This window comes from Ruminiclostridium cellobioparum subsp. termitidis CT1112 (genome assembly GCF_000350485.1).
Classification (GTDB): domain Bacteria; phylum Bacillota; class Clostridia; order Acetivibrionales; family DSM-1351; genus Ruminiclostridium; species Ruminiclostridium termitidis.
This window is the reverse complement of sequence record NZ_AORV01000078.1, coordinates 51,980-72,417: the sequence shown is the minus strand read 5'-3', so window position 1 is coordinate 72,417 and position 20,438 is coordinate 51,980. Positions and strand designations below refer to the sequence as shown.

Here is a 20,438-nt window from a genome sequence, read left to right as displayed (position 1 = left end):
TAATGGAAATACCGTTAATGTCACCAAATTTTCCATGCGATCTCCATTGTCATACCACCCGGTCCGATGGGGCGGATTCTGTTCAGGAGCTGATTGATCACGCAGCCCGACAGGGGATGAGAATAGTCGCCATCACTGATCATGATATTATTCCTCCGGAAAGAATTATTGCCGGCGGGCTGGAGATCTCTCCCGAAGCGTATGCAAAGGAAAAGGGAGTCATCCTGCTCAAAGGAATAGAGATCTCCTGTGAAACTGAAGTCGAAGACGTCCATATTGTGTGCCTGGGATGTAACTGGAAGGATGCTTTTTTCAAACAGCTCCAGGAAGCCGTTGCAGCTTCAAAAATAGAAGGCTACCGTATTCTTGTGGAAAGGTTGAATTCCGACGGGATTGATATTTCCTGGAAAGAACTGCTGGAGAATAACGGAACGCCCATTGAAGAAAGTCAGATTCAGAAAAAGATGATATTTGAACTCATAGCCACAAAGGGTTATTCCTCTGACTGGAGTTCTGCCAAATTGATGATAAAGAATAATGAGAGATACAGAATCAACAGGCGTAAGCCCGATCCGGTGAATGTAATAAAGGAAATACACCGCTGCGGCGGTATCACAATTCTTGCACATCCTCACCTCATATCGGAAAGTGTAGTTATAAACCAGAAAATAATCAGCCGGGAAGAATATATAGATATTCTGATAAATGCCGGGCTGGATGGAATAGAAGCCTGCTACACCTATGACAAGACCAGCTATTCCGGGAATAAATCCAAAGAGGAGATTTATACCGAAATCAGGCAAAAATATGAAAGCAGGGTTTCTATTATGTCAGGTGGCTCGGATTATCATGCCGACTTTAAAAAAGGATCAGCCAGGCCGCGGTTTATAGGTGAATGCGGTGTTTCGGAAGAGTACTTTTATGGAAATAAACTGTTGAAAAGATTGGTTGATTAGCGGCCAAATCTCATAAAACCTTAGCTCGTCCGCAACTGCCGGACGAGCTTGCTGGCCTTCAAAAAGATTTTATTATTATATATTATTGTCCATTCCGGTAATCACCAGGAGTAATTCCCTCGTATTTTTTAAAGAAACGCATGAAGCTGTGAACATTGTTGTAGCCCACCTTCTGGGCAATCTGGGCAATGTTGAGATTTGTTTCCTTCAGCAGTTCCTTGCTGGACTCAAGCCGTTTGAGAGTTATAAATTCCAGAACGGTCTTGCCGGTCACATTTTTAAACACTCTGCTGAAATATGAAGCATTGAGGCCTACATAGTCGGCTATGGATTCCACCGATAGGTCCCTCTGAAAATTCTTACCTATGAAATCCATGGCTTTTTCAATATTTTTATCTCCCTTATCAATGCTTGAAATGTATGAAACAATACTTTCAAACAGCCTGCCTATGAAAAGATGAATTTCGTCAAGGGTCTCCTTCTTTGCCAGATCCTTATATACAATGTAGTTTTCTCCGAAAATATCCGAATGCTGTATTCCGGAATCCGACAGAACGGACAGCGAAGCATCCAGGAGTCTGTTATAGGTGCTGTAGACTTCTTCGTAGGACACGCTGTAGTTACTTTTTATGTTTGAATATATTTCATTGAGATATTCCTTAACCTTTTGTATATCACCCGACTTAATATTGTTTTTTATCAGGGTTTCAGTCTTTTCAGGATAATAATATGCAATTTTATAGCTGTCCGAAAGATCATGATAAAAAAGAATGGTATCAGTACCCGACATAAGCTTGTATTTCATGACATTCAGGCTTTCCCTGTAGGAAAGACCGCAGTCTGCCATTTCATGGTATATATTGCCGATACCTGCAGAGACGGTCAGGGTGTAGAATTTACTTACCGATTCCTTTATTTGTTCCAGAATATCTGTAATGTCAGAGTTGAAGGTGTTCACATTCTCATCCGGAATGTTGACGATGAAGGCCAGCCTGCTTTCCGATACCTCGGCCGATAGAAATTTGAAGCTTGTGCCTAAAAGCTCTTCAGCAATGTTGCGTATTGCAAATATATACAGATTGAGGTCGGCGAGTGTCAGTGTATCCGCCAGCTCTGCAAAATTGTCAACTTCAATGAGAACAACGCAATAATTGGGGTACATAAAATCAATGCCGAGAAAGTCAATCTGGCTTTGAATTTCCAGGGTATCAACTATTTTGTTGTTTAGCAAACTCAGTACAAACCTCTCATTGAGTACAGGAAGGCTGGAATAATAGGACTTTTCAAGATCTTTATTCCTTACTATTACCTGTTGGAAGGCCCCTGACAGGAAGGTGAAGGAATCCCTGCTTTTGGCCTCAAACATTGTATTTGAGCTGTCCGGCTGGGATTTGAACATATCCATAAGCTTCTTTATGGGATTGTACATGGTTCTTGACAGGAGATACGATATAAAAATTCCCACGAAGGCCAGTAAAAGGCATAAGCCGAAAGTAAGGTTCTGTATGAAGGACAGTTTTTGCGTCAAATAAGTAAGAGGTGTTTCAGATACAAAAATCCAGCCGGTGTAGGAGGATTTTGCATAGCAAACAAGGGTAGGAGTTTTATTGATACCGGCAATAAAATGCCCCTGATTGCCCGAACCGAGGATTTTATTTATATATTCACTGCTTCTGTCATTTGTAATATCCGTATTTAAAGGTTTCCCGGATATCAAATTTTTGTGATCGTCAGTGATATATATGGCCGAATGGCTGTTAATTTTCATGTTTTCCATGGCCTGGGATAATTTTGCTTCGTGGATATTTACCGCCAGAAGCCCCAGCTTCTTTTCGGTGTTGACGGGCACGCTGCGCACAAGGGTAATGACCTTGTCGATATCACCGTCATAGTTAGGTATGCTTTGGGTAGGCAGCCAAATGGCCTTGCGGGAAGTATTCCCGGAATTTTCAACCCAGCGGTTTGCTACCTCGCCCTTATACGCACTTAGAATACCTGAAGAGGATATTATCATATTATTTGCTTTAAAGTACATTTTTATGGATTGAATGTTTCTGTTTTTACTGGGTATATCTCTGGTAAGATCTAAAAGTTCGGTCAGGAAATAGTTGCTGTCTGTATTATTGCCGTATGCATATATTCTTGCATCAATCCCTGTTTGTATTGAGAGCTTGTCAATTTCATCCAGAGTATTTTCGATGGCTGTCCGGATTTGTATAAGTGAATTGCCGCTTGAATTGCTCAATTCGTTTTCAAGTGCATTAATTGAAACCAGATATGAAAATGAACCTATCACAATAATAGGTATTATTATGACAAGAAAGTACGATACAAAATAAATTAAAAATGTTCTGTTAAATTTGCTCAGGAATATGGAAGGCTTCAACATGTTAATTTGACCTCGGAAATTAGTCGTAGATTATTTATATTATTACATGAAGTGAGGAAAATAGTAAGTGAAAAATATTAAAAAGTAAGGTAATATACAACAAAGTAAAAAATGTATCATATAAAAAGTAAGATTTTTTGTATAAAAACACTAAATGTAAAATTTACTTATTGGTACATATGTGACAAAATGAAAACACAAAGTGGCCGGCACTTAAAAAACAAAATAATTCTGGAGGAAGATTTATGAAAAAACTAGCTTGTTTACTATTGGCAGGTATTATCTCGGTTTCCATGCTGGCAGGATGCGGCAGTGAAGAAAAAGCGGCACAGAATTCTTCAGCTTCCCAATCAACAGCCCCTCAGACAGCGGCACAGACCAGTGATAATACTCCTGTTACGGTCAAGTTTGCAAACTGGGGAATGAGTGAAGCAGCTACAAAGCCAGTTTTTGAACAGATAGCCGAATCATATAAGGCACTGCACCCCAATACCACTATAGAATATGTAGGAATCCCTTATGGAGATATAAAGCAGCAGACATTTGTAATGGCAGCTTCCGGAAATGCGCCTGATATCATTCAGACTCATACGGCCTGGTTTTCCACCTATGCAACTTCGGATATTGTTGAACCCCTTGATGACCTTTTGGGAAAGGAATACATAGATGACATCATCGATTCCTACAAGGCGGACTATACGTATAACGGGAAATTGATGGGTATTCCATGGGCTCCTTCACCCTACGTACTTTATTATAATAAGGAAATTTTCAAAAAAGCAGGGTTGGACCCTGAAGCTCCTCCCAAAACCTACGATGAAATGCTTGACATGGCAAGAACCATATCAAAGGTTAAGGCTGATGACGGAAATAAAATCTACGGCTTCGGGGAGGCCACCGACAAACTGCCTATAAATGGTTTGGTCGCGCTTAGAAACATATACAGCTTTAATGGTTCGGTATATGATAAGGACTCAAAAGTAAATGTTAATACTCCGGAAGTAATAGAAACTCTTAAATTCTATCAGACAATTTCAAATGAGGGCTTATCACCTGCAGGTGCCAAGCTGAAAGATTTAAGAAATCTGTTTTCAATCGGCCAGCTTGGTATGTATATGGACGGTTACTACGGAAAGGCAGTATTCAGAAATTTGAGCGGCAAGGGAGAAGCTTATGACAAGGTCTGGGGAGTTGCCCTGGTTCCTGTCAATAAGACCGGAAAAAGCGTATCCATCGGTGAAGCTCATGGACTTGTCATTTCGAAGGATTCAAAGGTTAAGACCCAGGCAGCTGATATTCTCAAGTATATAACAAGTAAAGAGATGATTACGCAATATCATAAGAGCAATGACGTGCTTTCAGCAAGAAAATCACTCAGTGCCGATCCTGACCTTAATGACAGTGATTTTGCCAGGATTTGTGTAGAACAGTTGAATAGCTACATTCAGCCTCTGCCTGCAAATAATCCGGGAATGGAGCAGGGATATCTTGAAATTGCCACAGCTCTTCAAAGAGTGACCGTTGGCAAGGAAGAGCCTGCAAAAGTAGCACAGGACCTGGATGCAAAGCTGAAGGGATTGCTTAAATAATTGCCGGCGCTTTGCAAATTTTTTTGGGAGGATGACCTGATAGACCTCTCGATGGGTCTTACAGGTTATCCTCTTAAAATACCTGCCACAAAAATCATCATATTTTTGCCGCAATAAAATAAATTTAACCCCATAAAAAAGTATTGAAAATACTTTTTGTGTGTCCGATGGGATAATTCATTGAGGTCAATATAATTGACCATGCACATATGGGGACATGGAGGTTAAAATGAGTGGGAAAAACAGCGCAAAAGCAAGTTCCATAAGTTTCAGGCAAAACAGGTTATTGTTATCCAACAGCGTTAAGGACAGGATTTTTTTGATAACCATTCTGGCACCTGCTTTTATTCTTTTGTGCTTCACAATATTTATACCGATTATGAAATCGGTTTATATGAGTTTCTTTGATATTACATTAACAAATATTAAATCAGCTGCATGGAATAATTTTGCAAATTACAGAGATGTATTTTCAACCGGTGATTTTGGCACAGCATTAAAAAATACCGTTTTTTATGCCTCAAGTGTGGTTATTATACAGTTTATTCTGAGTATGGCTTTAGCCATGATCCTTAACATGAACATTCCCGGAAGAAAACTTCTGAGGACTCTGGTACTTATACCGTGGATAGTACCTACAATAGTTGTAGCACTGTTGTGGATGTGGATATTCCAACCACAGTATGGTGTTATGAACCATATATTGATGGGGACCGGAATAATAAACGAGCCCAAGACCTGGCTTTCGGATTTAAAACTGGCCATGCCTTCAGTAATGATAGCTGCATTATGGCGGCAGCTTCCGTTTATGACTATCATGCTGCTATCCGGCATGCAGGGTATACCTGAAGACATGTATGAAGCAGCAGTTATTGACGGCGCAAACAAAAAACAGATGTTTTTTCATATAACGCTTCCTTTCCTTGCAAATGTTATTAAGACAGTAACTCTGGTTGCAGTTATCGAGAACTTTAAAATGTTCCCCCTCTTCTGGATCATGACAGGCGGAGGACCGGTTATGGCAACAACAACCCTTGCCATTTTAAGCTACCAGACTGCGTTTACATCGCTTAACCTGGGCAAAGGTGCCGCAATAGGCGTACTGTGGCTTCTGATACTTATCCTCTTTTCATGGGGGTACAATAAATTATTTTCATTGAGAGAGGACTAGGGAGGTAGTTATAGAGATGAACAATAAAAAGGACTATTTTACTCTTGTTTCTACGAGGGTTCTGCTGGTTGTATTCCTGATATTCCTGCTGTTTCCGGTATATTGGATGATTTCCACATCTTTCAAGGATAACAGTGTGCTGTTTAAAATACCTCCGGAATGGATTCCGCAAAACCCCACAATAAAAAACTATGTAAAGCTGTTAAGCGAGAATTATTTTTTAACCTATTATAAAAACAGCTTTATAGTATCGGGAGGAGCAACAGTGCTCACTATGTTTGTGGCAATGTTTGCCGGATACGGCTTTTCAAGATTCAGGTTCAGAGCCAAGAACCTGATTATGCTGCTGATCCTGTCTACTCAGATGTTTCCGGTAGTATCACTGCTGATATCGCTTTATACGATGTATAAGAATTACGGACTTCTGAATAACAGGTTTGGACTTGTGCTTGCCATGACAACCGCGTCCCTGCCATTCTCGATACTGATGATAAAGGGCTTCTTCGACGATATTTCCATACACCTGGAAGAGGCCGCACGAATTGATGGCTGTGGCAGGTTCGGCATACTGTGGAGAATCATATTCCCGCTGGCAAAGCCCGGATTCCTGGCTGTTGGAATATACACCTTCCTGCTGGCCTGGGACGACCTGCTGTATTCCATAACCCTGGTAAACAAGGATGAACTGAGGACTTTGCCTTCGGGAATCTCAATGAGATATATGGGCGAATTCGCATATGACTGGGCCAACGTAATGACTGTCTGTGTGACTGCAACAATTCCCGTATTGATTCTGTTTATGTTCCTGCAGAGATATATGGTGGCAGGGCTTACTGCGGGTGCTGTAAAAGGGTAATCAATTTACAAACTTCAAACAATGATGGCACACAAAGTGCTTACTGCATACAATTTAAGAGCAGGTACACAGCCATGGTAAAAGGTTGTGTACCTGCTCTTAAATTGTTGTAGGAAGTAAAAAGCACTTTCCATATGGTATATGGGGCTAGCTTGCCTTAAATACAGGCAATTTTGTGTATATAGTCGGCAGGATACTTCATTGGGATATATCCTGACTGTGAGTATAATTAAATATACCCTCTATTGACAATGTACAATACATTGTCGATAGAGGGTAATTGGATCAAATAAAACATTTTACAGCCGGAAGGCTTACGGGGGTAAGACAATGATTTCTAAAATTTTTAACGCTGACATAGCAGTTGAGGTAAATTCAATCGGTGCCGAGCTCATTAGCCTTAAAACCAGGAAGGAAGGTCTGGAATTTCTGTGGCAGGGGGACCCTAAGTATTGGAAAAGGCGTGCCCCTTTGCTTTTTCCGATTGTCGGCATTTTTGAAAAAGACAGATATATGTATAAGGGAAGAGAATATGAAATTGAGCTTCACGGATTTATAAAGGATTGTACTTTTGAATTGCTTGAAAGTAATGAGACCAGCTTGTTATATAAGTTTTTGGCTAACGAGGCAACCTTTGTCAAATATCCGTTTGAATTCGATTTGTACGTGAGCTATCAGCTTGCAGATTCCAGGGTAAAAATACAACGCAAGATTGTGAGCAGAAGCAATGAAAGAATGTGGTTTTCTATAGGTGAGCATCCCGGTTTCAGATGCCCGCTGTTTGAGAATGAGACTATGGAAGATTATTATCTTGCCTTTGAAAAAAGGGAGCATATAAACAGAAGATTTGTCGAGGACGGATTACAAACGGGTAGGCAGGAATTATTTATGGGTAATGAAAATACTGTAAGCCTTTCCGCGAAACTATTTGAAAACAGGGTAGTCATAATGAAGGGGCTTGAATCAAATTACGTTGAATTAAAAAACACTAAAAACAGCAGAACTGTCAAGGTGAACTTCAGCGGTTATCCCTATCTGGGCATTTGGTCGCCGGAAACAGGTGCACCTTTTGTATGCATTGAGCCATGGTGCGGGATAACCTCCTCAAAAAACAGGGTTGAAGATATAAGGGACAGGGAAGGTATTTTATCCGTTGCCCCTAACGGGTTATTTGAGTGCGGCTATAGTATTGAAGTTAAATAGAAATTTTTTTATCATTCTTGAGTAAGTTAACGCGTTGTGCTAGTTGAAATTTTGTTTTGCTTTGCAGATAGATTCAATTAGAATCAAATGGTACGTGAGGACAACTTCATGAAATAGATGCACGGTTAAAAACAATTGCGATAATTGTCGACGAAAGTAAAGCGGTTTTGCCGGCAAAGCAGCAGGACGCTGCTTTGAGCTTCAAATCGAGACAGGATGTCGAGTTTGAGCGACAGCAAAATCGCTTTATAATGAGGCGATACAATTTTCGTAATTGTTTTGGGTGCATCTATTTTATGAAGTTAGTACGGAAGTTACCAGTTGATATAAAGAATTACACAGGTAAAGCAAATCTAAATTAATTAGCACAACGCATTAATGCTTTTTATGTTTTAGAGAGGCGTTCAAGCTGACTGCGGTACTTTCCAGGTGTAATACCTTCATATTTTTTAAATACTCTTATCAATGTGACATCATTATAAAATCCGCTCTGGCAAGCAATATCCGCCAGCGTAAGATTGGGCTTATCGGCCATTAATTGCTTGGCATATGCAATGCGCAGCTGATGTACATGGTCCAGCAGATTCTTGCCCGTTTCCTTTTTAAAGATTTTTGATACATAGGAATGGCTTACATTCAACTGGTCTGAAACAAATGATACATTAAAATCGGGATTGAGATAATTATCATTGGTTATTTTGCGTATATGCTCAATAACATCCATTTTGGATGCAGACGATAAAAGTATATTTGATAAAAAACTGAAAATTGCGTGGTATTCCTTCTCCAACTCTTCTATGGTAATACAGTTCAACAGCCTGTCTGCCAATGAAAAGTCTTCCCATATATTATTGACGTAACTGGCATCCATTCCCCCAATAACTGATATTGTATGGTCTATAAAACTGAAAATTTTGCATTTGACAAATTGAAGTGTGTACTGTTTACTCGTTAATTCCTCAAATATTTGTCCCTGAATACTTTGCGCGGCAGAAAGATTCTGATCAATGATCAGATTGGCAAATTTTCTGAACCATGTTTCAAACACAAGGCTGTTTTCGTTAAAGTGGTCTGCCTGGTTCAGCTCACTATAGCGCATAATACCATGCAAGCCTAAAAAGGTCATATAATCCGCAACCTTTTTTGCTTCTTCGTAGGACAGGTTCAATAACGGAAGCCCATTGTATATTTCACCCATGGATACAATTATATTGTCCAGCTGTTCGGCAAAGAGATGTTCCAAAGTGCCGTATATTTTTGAACCGCTATATTTGGACTTCAGGAATAGAAACAATTTAAAATTGTTCATACCATCCAGCAAATAAAAGTCAAACTCCATATTCATATCTGAAACTAAAACCTGCTCCAACAGCAGCTTGGATTGTCGCAGCAGAGAAGGTTCATCACATTGTATATATATAATCTGAACATATTCACCTTTGATTTCCAGGCCGAACTTTTCCATATATTCATGTATCAAGCTTTCATTCAGTATTTCGTTATGAATAAGTTTGGTAAGTAAAGCATCCATATATTGTTGCTTGTTAACGGCCATATCTGCCCGGGTTTGCTTTCTTTCGGCCAATAACTGATTGATGGAGGCTTCGATATATTCCAAACTTGAGACATTTTCCTGAACACCGTGCCTTTCAGTATCCATCAGCTTTGCAATACGCTGTATGGGACTATAATTATACCTCGCCAGGGCGAGACTCACAATAAGACATGTAAGTAGGAGGAGAACAATCCAGGTTATTGCAATAGTTGTACTGGCGGTAAGTGTTTGCTCATAGTCTGTGAGAGGAAGCATTACCACATGGGTTAAATCAAACTCCGATGAGTGTGCCACACAGAAGGCATATCCTTCTTTTTTATGTACACCCGGAGTCAGTTCACTTATATTCACAGGGTAATTTTTTAACAGGGTATCTTTATCCTGGGTTGAAAACATAATGTTACCATTTGGGTTAAAGGTAAACATCTGACAATCGCTGGTATCTGCCGATATGGATGAATCAAAGGAAATTTTAGCGGGATCGATAATTATGCATAGAGCTCCTTTGGTGCCTGAATGTTCACCCAATGGAAGAGAGCATATCATTGCAGTTGTTTTCGCATATTCTCCATCCCCCTCCAAAGTGTACCAATTATTATAATTGTAGCTGTTTAAAATATTGAAAAAAGAATCACTGCGCAGATACTGATAACTCCACTGTTCCACAGTATAGACAGAATTACCGGTTATAATATATTGCTGCTCCGGCAAATATATAAATATTGATTTGATATATCCGTTTAAAAATTTATAACTATTCAGCTTGGAGATGATTTCTGTAAAGCCATATCTTATGAGAGGGTCAAAATCCCCTTTATGTGACAACAAAGCTTTTACCCGGTCATCGAAAAGCAGATCTGTCGGCAGGCTTTCTATTGCCCGTAATTTATTTTCCAGATGAACCTGATATTGGGATACCGAGTATCTGCCTGATTCGACTGTATAATCTGAAATGGTATTAATTAATTTTGTCGTTACAATGGAAATAACAAATGCAACTATTAAAAGTAATACAATGTAGGAAATCAGTAATTTTTTGTAAAAGCTCCCTGCTTTCAGTCTGATAAGAAAACTGTTTTTTCTCATAATAGGAAACCCTTTCTGTTAAGTTACAAAATGATAATTTGAAGAAAAAATTGATAATTTTATAGTAAAATTTATAAAAAAACATATTGCATTTTGTGCAAATTACCCAAAAAATGAGATGAAATGGGTCAAAAAAAGGACATTTACTTTACACTCCAACCTAGCTTACTATTATAAGTGCCATTGTAAAAGATTTAAATCAATTAGTCAATTATTAAGTTTATGTATACATAATATATTGAAAAAATATTGCATGTCTTTAAATATCAGGAACCATATAAATACCGCACATTCAATGATTATTAAAAAGGGTTGTTTTGAAAGATAATTAATAATGACTTCATCTTATAATGTTGATAACCCGCCGAAAAGCGGGATGTCATAAATATCTTTTTATTATCTAAGGAGGAATAGATTTATGAAAATGAAGAGAGCAATTTTGTCCGTCATTCTGTGTATCATTCTTATTTATTCGACAGCCTGCGGCAACTCAGGAAAGACGGATACTGCAGTTCAGTCCACTGCCGGCGATACTGCTTCCACAGCCAAAGACGTATCTTTTCCATTAAAGGAATCAGCGACGCTTACCATGTGGTGCGGGTTCAATGTAAATGCCTCAAAGGTTATGTCTGATTTCAGCGGCAGTCATGTTTTTCAGGAGATGGAGAAGATAACCAATACAAAAATCAAATTTATACATCCCGCAATCGGACAGGAGGTTGAACAATTTAACCTGATGATTGCCTCCAATGAATACCCTGACATGGTTATGGGCGGTATAAGCTTTTATTCCGGAGGAGGTGACAAAGCTGTTGCAGATGGTATTTTTATAAAACTGAATGATTTGATTGCCAAGTATGCACCAAATTACAGCAAGCTGCTGGCAAATAACCCGGATGCCGCACGGCAGTGCTCATCAGACAACAGCATTATGTCTGCGATTTTGCCTATTATGCGCCAGGACAACCTATGCTGGCATGGTCCTTCCATCAGGGCTGACTGGCTGAAGGAGACCGGCCTCGATACACCTGTAACAATCAGTGATTGGGAAGAAATGCTGACAGCTATGAAGAAAAATCATCCGGACTCCACACCATTGATTTTCAATTTTGCAGGTGCTCCGGTTGGAGAGGGCTTTAAAAATCGCGGTGAAGATCACTGGGGAGTATTCCTTTCGGCTTACGGCATGGGCCCCAGTCTTTATAATGACAATGGAACTGTAAAGCTTGGTGCTATACAGCCGGGTTATAAAGATTATCTTGAACTAATAAACCGCTGGTACAAAAATGGTTTAATTGATGCAGATTTTCCTGCACGTGACGAAGAGGGCCTGAATGCCATTATCACATCAGGCAAAGCGGGTGCCATGGTAGGTTCTGTGGATATCGCATCCAACCTGTTCGGAAGTCAAAAAATAGATTATGTAACTGCACCATACCCTGTTTTAAAAGAGGGAGATAAAATCAATTATCGTGCATTTGATGCCGTAGCATCTCCTATTGCCAATTCAGTAAGTATTTCAACTCAGTGCAAAAACCCTGAAATTGCTGTGGCCTGGTTGGATTACGCATTTTCGGAAAAAGGCTCTCTTTTGTATAATTTCGGACTGGAGGGCGAGGGTTACACCTTGCAGGAAGGTAAGCCGGTATTTACAGATACTGTTCTTAATAATCCCGACATTTCCACAGAAACAGCATTGTTTTTGTACAAAATGCAGTCGTTCCCGCAATTGCGCTATGGAGCATATGCCAACCCGGGTACATTGAGAAAACCTGCGGTAATGGAACAAAAAATCGCATGGACCGAGCAGTGCACTGCTGATTTGGCCATGCCGCCGGTAACTCTTACTGCAGATGAAGCAAAAGCTTATTCCAACATAATGAGTACTGCAAATGTTTATCGCAATGAAATGGTACTCAAATTCATTATGGGCGCAGAATCACTTGATAAATTTGATAGCTACGTAAAACAAATGGATAAAATGGGTATCAACGACGCCATAAAAATTTATCAGGACGCACTCGGCAGGTATTTAAAACGCTGATTTTACTTACAAATGCGGAGGTGAAGCGGAGTAAATCCGCTTCACTCTGCCAGCATTTATGGGAAAGAAGGTCGCAATGTCTATACTAAAAAATTTAAAGCGAGATATAATAAAAAACAAATATATATACCTTATGGCCATCCCTGTAGCAGCATTTTATATTTGTTTTTGCTACTTGCCAATGGGAGGTCTGGTTATTGCCTTTCAGGATTATGCTCCTGCCAAAGGTATTTTGGGCAGCGAATGGGTAGGTTTTCAAAACTTTATCAATTTCTTTCATGACTACCAGTTTACAAGACTTTTGCGAAACACAATTTTACTCAGTCTTAAATTGATTATATTCGGATTCCCTGCACCTATACTGTTGGCCCTTCTGATTAATGAATTAAGATGGAAAAGATACCGGAAAACAGTGCAAACTTTAAGCTATCTGCCGCACTTTATATCACTTGTGGTGGTCTGTGGGCTTATAAGCGATTTTACTTCCTCCACAGGGCTTGTAAACCAACTGTTAAGTTATATCGGAATTGAGCCAAAAACTTTTTTGATGCAGCCGAAAATGTTTCAGCCGCTATTTGTAACCACCGATATATGGCAGACAATCGGATGGGGCAGTATAGTTTATCTTTCGGCCATATCCTCCATAGATCCCGGACTGTATGAAGCGGCTACCATTGATGGTGCCGGTCGTTTCCGCCAGATATTAAGTGTGACAATTCCCTCCTTGATGTCTACCATCATTGTGTTATTTATTATGAGAATCGGTAATATTATGAGCCTTGGATATGAAAAAGTTATCCTGTTGTATAATCCAACAATCATGGAGAGGGCTGATATTATTTCATCCTTCACTTATCGCCGGGGCCTTTTGGATATGGATTATGGTTTCAGTACAGCTGTAGGAATGTTTAACTCGGTAATTAATTTTGTAATTTTGTGGATTGCTAACAGGCTGTGTAAAAAGTTTACCGGCGAAAGCTTGTGGTGAGGTGATGAGATGGTAGTAAAACATAGCAATTTTGAAAAGATATTTGATTTATTTAATGTTTTGCTGTTGGGAGTATTGAGTTTGGTATTCTTATACCCAATTGTATACGTTGCTTTTGCTTCATTAAGCGACCCGGCTCAACTGGTCAGGCATACGGGTATTCTTCTCTGGCCGCAGGGATTTTCCCTATCGGGCTACGAAATGGTATGGAGCAATCCGAACATTGGAAAAGGCTATATGAACACAATTTTCTACGTAATTGTCGGTACGGCAATAAATCTTCTGTTAACCAGCATGGGTGCTTATGTACTCTCGAGAAAAGGTTTTTACCTTCGTCGTATTTTAACCATGGGAGTGGTTTTTACAATGTATTTTTCAGGAGGTCTTATACCTTTTTATCTTACAGTTAAGGGTTTTGGACTTTATGATTCCCGTCTTGCACTTATTTTACCGGTGGCTATCAACACGTGGAATTTGATAGTAATGCGTACTTCCATGGCCCAGATACCGGCCAGTCTTGAGGAAGCAGCCAAAATCGACGGTGCCAACGACTTTGGAATTTTATTCCGCATTTTTATACCTGTAATTAAAAGTACTATGGCAGTAATTATACTATTTTACGCAGTTCAACATTGGAATTCCTGGTTTAATGCCATGATTTTTCTGCGTGAACGGGGAAAGTATCCTCTGCAGCTTTTCTTACGTGAAATACTGCTGAGCGGCAGTATGATGGATGTAACGGCGGCGGGCGGAGAAGACGTGAATAATGCACTTACTCTCAGCTTGTTGAAATACTGTACCATAGTAGTTTCTACATTACCTATTTTGCTTATTTATCCGTTTTTACAAAAATATTTTGCCAAGGGAGTTATGATTGGCTCTGTAAAGGAGTAAAGTAATGAAACTTACAAAGAAGATAGCATATTCTTTTCCATATCCGGAGCAAACCTACGAAGGCCCGGTTCCTGTGAGCCGGCAGCCGGATTTGGAACCATATGCCGGAGGTATTCGTTTTGAAAATCCATTCTCCCTGGAGGAACAGCCGCTGCAGGCATTGGGACTGCTGGACGTAACAAAACCTCCTTTCAACGCGGATAACACAGGTGTCCTGGACAGCACTGCCGCACTGAATGAAGCCCTTGCCGCCGCACAGCGTTATCAGCTTGTATGCTATATTCCACTGGGAACTTATACCGTAACCGATACTCTTTATGCACAGCAATATATTTGGTGGGAAGGTTATCCTTACGATGAATACCGCACTGTGCCGCGTATGTTTCCGGTGGTTATTACGGGACAAAGAAATTTTGATGCCAATGGAGAAACTCTGAGGCCCAAAATAGTTTTGGCACCCAATACCGAACGTTTTACCTATACTGAAACACATAGACCTGTAATTGATGTTTTCTTTGGACACAGCTCGGAGAACAATGCTGCTCCGGCCAGCATTATGAACATGGTGACAGGACTGCACATAGTAATCGGTGAGGGAAACCATGGCGCCATCGGCATACGGTGCTATGCCGCCCAGGGAGCAGCTGTTGAGGACTGCGTTATTGATGTGGGCGATGGCTGGTGCGGAATCTGGGGCTGTGCCGGCAACGGCGGAAGTCATGCTCAGAATATTATCAGGGGCGGCAGTATAGGTATTGATATATCCAAAGGTACTCCAGGCTCATCAATGTCCGGTTTTGTGTTTGATCATCAGAGGAATCATGCCATTGTAGCCGGCGCCAAACAGGGTGTGGAGTTTGTCGGCTGCAGAATTCTTACAGACTCACCCAGACCTCCGGTGGTTTCATATGGCGGTACATACATGTTTATCCAGCAGGGACAGCTTGCCATGATAGACAGTACCATTGAATTTGACAACCCGCCGAAACAGGGAGAGATTCAAGCGGCGGTAAGCAGCCGTGAAAGTGTCTATCTGCGTAATGTATATGTAAAAAATGCATCTCATGCGGTATGCAATCCGGACGGAACAAAGCTGGAGGCAAATCCGGCCGGGTGGTGCAAGGTAGAGGAATTTGCCCATGGTATTGATTCAATGCCTGATCATGGAGGCATTTATACAGCACCGGTCTATGTGGACCGAAAAAAACTTGACACTTGCACGTATGCGAAACCGGTACTGAAAGCTGAACCACCCAAAAATCTTATGGAAAAGCATCTTTACCATCTGCCGATTTGGCAGGATGTACTGCAGTGGGATGTTAAAAGATGTCATGGTGCTGCCGGTGACGGTATCGGGGATGATACCGATGCATTGCAGGCAGCAATTGATGCTGGGGATACGGTGTTTTTGCCCAAAGGCTATTATCGGATAACAAGAACACTGAAACTGCGTGCCAATACACGCTTAATAGGAGTAGCGCAAAATCTTTCACAAATTATAGTCACTCAAAAGCCTGAAGGTATTTTTGGTCAGGCCAATGAACCCATACCGGCTCTGGATACGCCTGATACTGCAAATGCAGAGCTGATTCTGGCTTATTGCGGTCTGGTAACCGCGAGAGAATTACCCATGGTATATGCATTGCACTGGCGTGTGGGAGGCAATTCTGTCCTGCGTAATTTTACGTTTTATATGGACCCCGCATATCGCATTACATGGATTACAAAAGACAGGCATCATCCATGGATTATTGTAAGCGACAATGGCGGAGGACGCTGGTACAATTTCTGGTGTGATATAACACAGGGCGGAGAAGGTTACCGCATATTGCGTATAGAGGGCACCAAAAACCCATTCAGCATTTATGCCTGTAACCCTGAGCATTCACGCTCCGAATATGAAATGGAAATTATTAATGCAAGCAATGTGCGGATATATAATCTAAAGAGCGAATGTAATACTCCCAATGTGCTGATACGTGATTCAGACAACATTGCCATATTTGGCAGCGGGGGAGATGCATCCACTTATCCGGGAGGTTCGCTGTATCATATTGAAAATAGTACCAATGTTACCATAGCGCTGATGAACGACTACCGTATAAACTTTACCGGACACGGTTCGGGATATTTCAGCGGAACATGGTATCCGGCCGGAGACTGGCATATGCTCACCGAAACAACACCCGAGGGAAACATAATTACCACGCCTGGATGGGAACGCCCTTGTCTGTATAAGATCGGGGAATTAAAGGATTAACGTTGATGAAAATTCGGCTCATGGAGGTCAATATGGTTGATAAAATTTTACAGTATATCTGTCCGGCGGCAGAATTTATTTGGGCGGATGAAGAGAAGCCTTCAACCAACAGCTACTATCTGTTTCGCAGGGAGTTTGCTTCAGAAGGCTTTCATCCGCCGTTTACCCTGCATGTTTCGGCAATAAAAAAATACCGGCTGTACCTTAATGGACAGCTGATCGGACAGGGACCGCCGCCGGCAGCACCATATGCCAACATTTTGGACAGCTACACGGTAGAGGATTTTATTTCGGCAGACCGGCAGAACTGCCTGGCTGCCGAGGTTCAAAACATGAACGGCAGCCAGGATGCATTCTTTATTGCATGGATTACAGATGCGCATAACAAGGTGCTGCTCTCCAGCGGCAAAGAAGGCTGGCATGTTTTACGTGCTCCCATGTGGAGCTGCGACACACAGCATGACCGACAAAACAGCAATGTAAGCTACCAGGAGCATTACGATGCACGGCTCTGTCCCGAAGGCTGGACGCTGCCTGGCTTTGACGACAGCTATTGGAATAAGGTAAAAACAGCAGCACCTTTGCCCTTGATAAAACGTGATATTCCGTTTCTGCCTGAGGAAAAAGTTTATGCCCATTCCATATGTTATGTAGAAGAGGCACTGTCGCTTGAAAACCGTGTCCGCAGCCAGGATCTCAGCGTAGCGCTTTCATTGGCTGGAAAACCTGTGGAGAACAGCCTGGTTGATTCCCCTGAAAATTTGCTGGAGGAAAGCGGATTTTCGTGTTTTGGCAGCAGCACAGCCCACCAAACCCATACCTTTTTATTGGATGGATATTACGATCCCTGTATTGTGATAGACTTTGGAAAGGTGATGACGGGATACATTGAATTTGATATGGAAGGCCCCGGCGGGGCCATGGTGGATGTTGGATATGCCGAACGCCTGGTAGACGGGCATTTCGTAAACAGTATTGAAACCCTTCATTGCTCCGGCCGGTATATATTGAGAAAAGGCAGACAGCAATTCCGTTTTTTTGCATGGGAATCCTTTAGATTTGTCAAACTTCGCTTCAGGGACTGCTTTAGTCCCATAACGGTATATTCCCTGCACGCATTAAGCCGCACATATCCATATCAGCTGAGGGGCTCCTTTAAAAGCGGAGATGCCCGGTTGGACAAATTATTCAGTATATGCAGGCATACACTGAGATTGTGCAGCAACGATTATATTATGGACACACCATGGCGTGAACAAAGCCAATGGTGCGGCGATACCTGCGCAGTGCTGCTGGGAGGCATTTACGCCTGCTTCGGCGACACAAAACTTCCGGGTAAATTTTTGCACCAGACGGGGTTGGTTCAATTACCTCACGGACTTATAAAATTTACCACTCAAAGCTGGGATAACGGGGACTGGCGAGCATCTACAGTAGATTACTCCTTATGGTGGGCAGACGCATTATGGAACCATTATGAATATACAGGAGATATGGCATGGATACACCGGTACTGGCCTCATGTATGCAAACTTGCGTATGCCCTTGCAGACCAGCTGGATGAACATGGCTTGCTGGGCAATTTGCCGTATAAGGCATTCATTGACTGGGCACTTATTGATGGCGTAGACTGGATGAAAAGTTATGTTGCCGGCGAAAATGCTTTCTTAAATGCTCAATTTTATGGGGTGGCAGATAAAATGATCAGGATGGCAGAGCTGATGAATGACACACATATGTCAGGAGTACTTCAGGATATACGTGGAGGTATAAAGGCAGCCTTTAATTCCAGATTCTTTGACAGTGAGAAGGGCTGCTATGTGGATGCCAATTTTAATGGACGTTTGTCCTTACGTGTAAGTGAGCATTCAAACATGGCTGCCATACTTTGGGGTCTTTGTACGGGAGATGAGGCGGAGGCTGTCATTAATCACTTATTTGTAGAAAAGAAACAGGAATTTACCATAGCAGAACCTTTTGCAACCGCATTTACTCTCAGGGCGCTTGATCTTGCCGGCCATTACGACCTTGCGTACAAAATTATCCATGAACGCTGGTGTGCGTGGATGGTCGACAAGGGTGCAGCATCCACATTTGAGGAATGGGGAATGAACGGAAGCTGGAGGCTTGGCTATTATACCAGTGTTATGCGTTCCATATCCCATGCATGGTCTGCGGGACCTGCCCAGTTTATGATACAAAATACCATCGGCCTGCAAATAATGGAGCCCGGCTGTGTGAAGATAAAGCTTAAACCTAAAGATATCGGCACCGACTACCGCATAGAATGTCCCATACCGCAGGGTAATATTGCAGTGAAGTGGGAAAATGGAAGAGTCACTATAAATGCCCCGGAAGGCGTAGAGATAATCGGTTAATTATGCAATAACTTCAGGCTATTAAAATTATTAAAAAAATAAATACAACGGAGACTGACAATGAACCAAAAAAACAAAGAACTGCTGCTGGCGTTTGCCGATCCCAAAACCCTGATACCCGATAATACGGTTCCGCTATTTGATACCTGGATAAGGGATACACACATTACCCTGGCCGAAGATGGGTACTATTATTGTACCGGTACCACCAGAGCCAAAGGTGAAGAGGCTGCGTTCAGGTGGAATGACGGTATTCAGCTCTGGCGTTCGGAAGACCTGAAGGTCTGGGAGAGTATGGGCCTGGTTTGGAGCTTTGAAAAGGACGGCACCTGGCAAAACAAATTCTATGTAAAGCACGGCAATTGGAGTGAGGAATCTCGGAATACAGGCTGCAGGGCGTTATATGCTCCGGAGATTTATCATATAAACGGAAATTTTTATATAACGGCAAGCATAAACTGGGAACCTCAAAACGAAGGGGAAGAGGGCAGCTGTACCTTTTTACTGAAAAGTGCGACAGGAAGGGCCGAGGGACCATATGTGGATGCATGTAACGGCCCGTTGACAAAGCGCATAGACTCAAGTATTTTTACTGATGACAATGGCGATGTATATTATGTATGGCAGGATGGCCGTATTGCAAAGCTGAAAAAGGATATGTCGGGATTCGCTGAGGATCCCCGCAGAGTGATCCAGCAGCATTTTGACCCCGAACCCTATTGCGAGGGAGTATTTATTTTCAAGCATAATAACAAATATCACATGGCTCTGGCAATATGGACAATGCTGGAGAACGGCCAGGTGGGATACTTCCCTGGAAGTGTCCGGCAAAAGCTCAGCTATGATTGTGTCATAGCCACGGCAGATAATATTTACGGACCATACGGAGAAAGATATACATCAATTACAGGAGGAGGTCATAACAGCTTTTTTACCGGAAAAGACGGCACATTTTACGCTACTATGTTTGGAAATCCGGTTAATGACAGCTTTGCACCTTTTTACGCCAGACCAGCAGTTATTCCCATGGAATGGGAAAGTGACAGGCTGTATCCTAAAAGATAAAACA

The 20,438-nt window shown here is 41.6% G+C and carries 13 protein-coding genes; 11 read left to right on the top strand and 2 right to left on the bottom strand.

Features of this window, described 5'->3' with window-relative positions:
• Positions 1-2: 2 nt before the first annotated feature.
• Positions 3-956 carry a PHP domain-containing protein gene (locus CTER_RS26340; RefSeq protein ID WP_004631235.1) on the top strand — a complete coding sequence of 318 codons (954 nt, stop codon included), beginning with the start codon at positions 3-5 and terminating at the stop codon, positions 954-956.
• Positions 957-1,038: 82 nt separating this feature from the next.
• Here the strand turns inward: CTER_RS26340 and CTER_RS26335 are convergent, their stop codons facing one another.
• The gene (locus CTER_RS26335) at positions 1,039-3,345 is read right to left on the bottom strand and encodes a helix-turn-helix domain-containing protein (RefSeq protein ID WP_004631247.1); all 2,307 of its coding nucleotides are present in this window, start codon (positions 3,343-3,345) and stop codon (positions 1,039-1,041) included.
• Between the two features lie 245 nt (positions 3,346-3,590).
• Between CTER_RS26335 and CTER_RS26330 the strand changes: the two genes are divergently transcribed.
• The 4 genes from CTER_RS26330 to CTER_RS26315 all read left to right on the top strand — a co-directional run bounded on the left by CTER_RS26330 (position 3,591) and on the right by CTER_RS26315 (position 8,164).
• Entirely contained in the window at positions 3,591-4,934 is a 1,344-nt protein-coding gene (locus CTER_RS26330; RefSeq protein WP_004631065.1) for an ABC transporter substrate-binding protein, read from the top strand.
• Positions 4,935-5,163: 229 nt separating this feature from the next.
• A complete protein-coding gene (locus tag CTER_RS26325; protein ID WP_004631265.1) occupies positions 5,164-6,105 on the top strand; it encodes a carbohydrate ABC transporter permease in 942 nt (313 codons plus the stop codon).
• 16 nt (positions 6,106-6,121) lie between these two features.
• Positions 6,122-6,961 (top strand): carbohydrate ABC transporter permease, encoded by an 840-nt coding sequence (locus CTER_RS26320; protein ID WP_004631199.1) that lies wholly within the window; start codon positions 6,122-6,124, stop codon positions 6,959-6,961.
• Positions 6,962-7,291: 330 nt separating this feature from the next.
• A complete protein-coding gene (locus CTER_RS26315; RefSeq protein ID WP_004631229.1) occupies positions 7,292-8,164 on the top strand; it encodes an aldose 1-epimerase family protein in 873 nt (290 codons plus the stop codon).
• Positions 8,165-8,549: 385 nt separating this feature from the next.
• Here the strand turns inward: CTER_RS26315 and CTER_RS26310 are convergent, their stop codons facing one another.
• Complete coding sequence (locus CTER_RS26310; RefSeq protein WP_004631225.1) at positions 8,550-10,805, bottom strand: helix-turn-helix domain-containing protein; 2,256 nt, start codon at positions 10,803-10,805, stop codon at positions 8,550-8,552.
• 418 nt (positions 10,806-11,223) lie between these two features.
• Here CTER_RS26310 and CTER_RS27340 point away from each other — a divergent pair, with 418 nt between their 5' ends.
• The 6 genes from CTER_RS27340 to CTER_RS26280 all read left to right on the top strand — a co-directional run bounded on the left by CTER_RS27340 (position 11,224) and on the right by CTER_RS26280 (position 20,434).
• Complete coding sequence (locus CTER_RS27340; protein ID WP_004631048.1) at positions 11,224-12,849, top strand: extracellular solute-binding protein; 1,626 nt, start codon at positions 11,224-11,226, stop codon at positions 12,847-12,849.
• A gap of 76 nt (positions 12,850-12,925) precedes the next feature.
• The gene (locus CTER_RS26300) at positions 12,926-13,837 is read left to right on the top strand and encodes an ABC transporter permease (protein WP_004631085.1); all 912 of its coding nucleotides are present in this window, start codon (positions 12,926-12,928) and stop codon (positions 13,835-13,837) included.
• Positions 13,838-13,846: 9 nt separating this feature from the next.
• Complete coding sequence (locus CTER_RS26295; protein ID WP_004631261.1) at positions 13,847-14,731, top strand: carbohydrate ABC transporter permease; 885 nt, start codon at positions 13,847-13,849, stop codon at positions 14,729-14,731.
• Positions 14,732-14,735: 4 nt separating this feature from the next.
• The gene (locus CTER_RS26290) at positions 14,736-16,991 is read left to right on the top strand and encodes a glycosyl hydrolase family 28-related protein (protein WP_004631273.1); all 2,256 of its coding nucleotides are present in this window, start codon (positions 14,736-14,738) and stop codon (positions 16,989-16,991) included.
• Positions 16,992-17,023: 32 nt separating this feature from the next.
• A complete protein-coding gene (locus CTER_RS26285) occupies positions 17,024-19,369 on the top strand; it encodes a family 78 glycoside hydrolase catalytic domain (protein WP_004631269.1) in 2,346 nt (781 codons plus the stop codon).
• A 60-nt stretch (positions 19,370-19,429) separates the two neighbouring features.
• Positions 19,430-20,434 carry a family 43 glycosylhydrolase gene (locus tag CTER_RS26280; RefSeq protein WP_004631237.1) on the top strand — a complete coding sequence of 335 codons (1,005 nt, stop codon included), beginning with the start codon at positions 19,430-19,432 and terminating at the stop codon, positions 20,432-20,434.
• Positions 20,435-20,438: the final 4 nt, after the last annotated feature.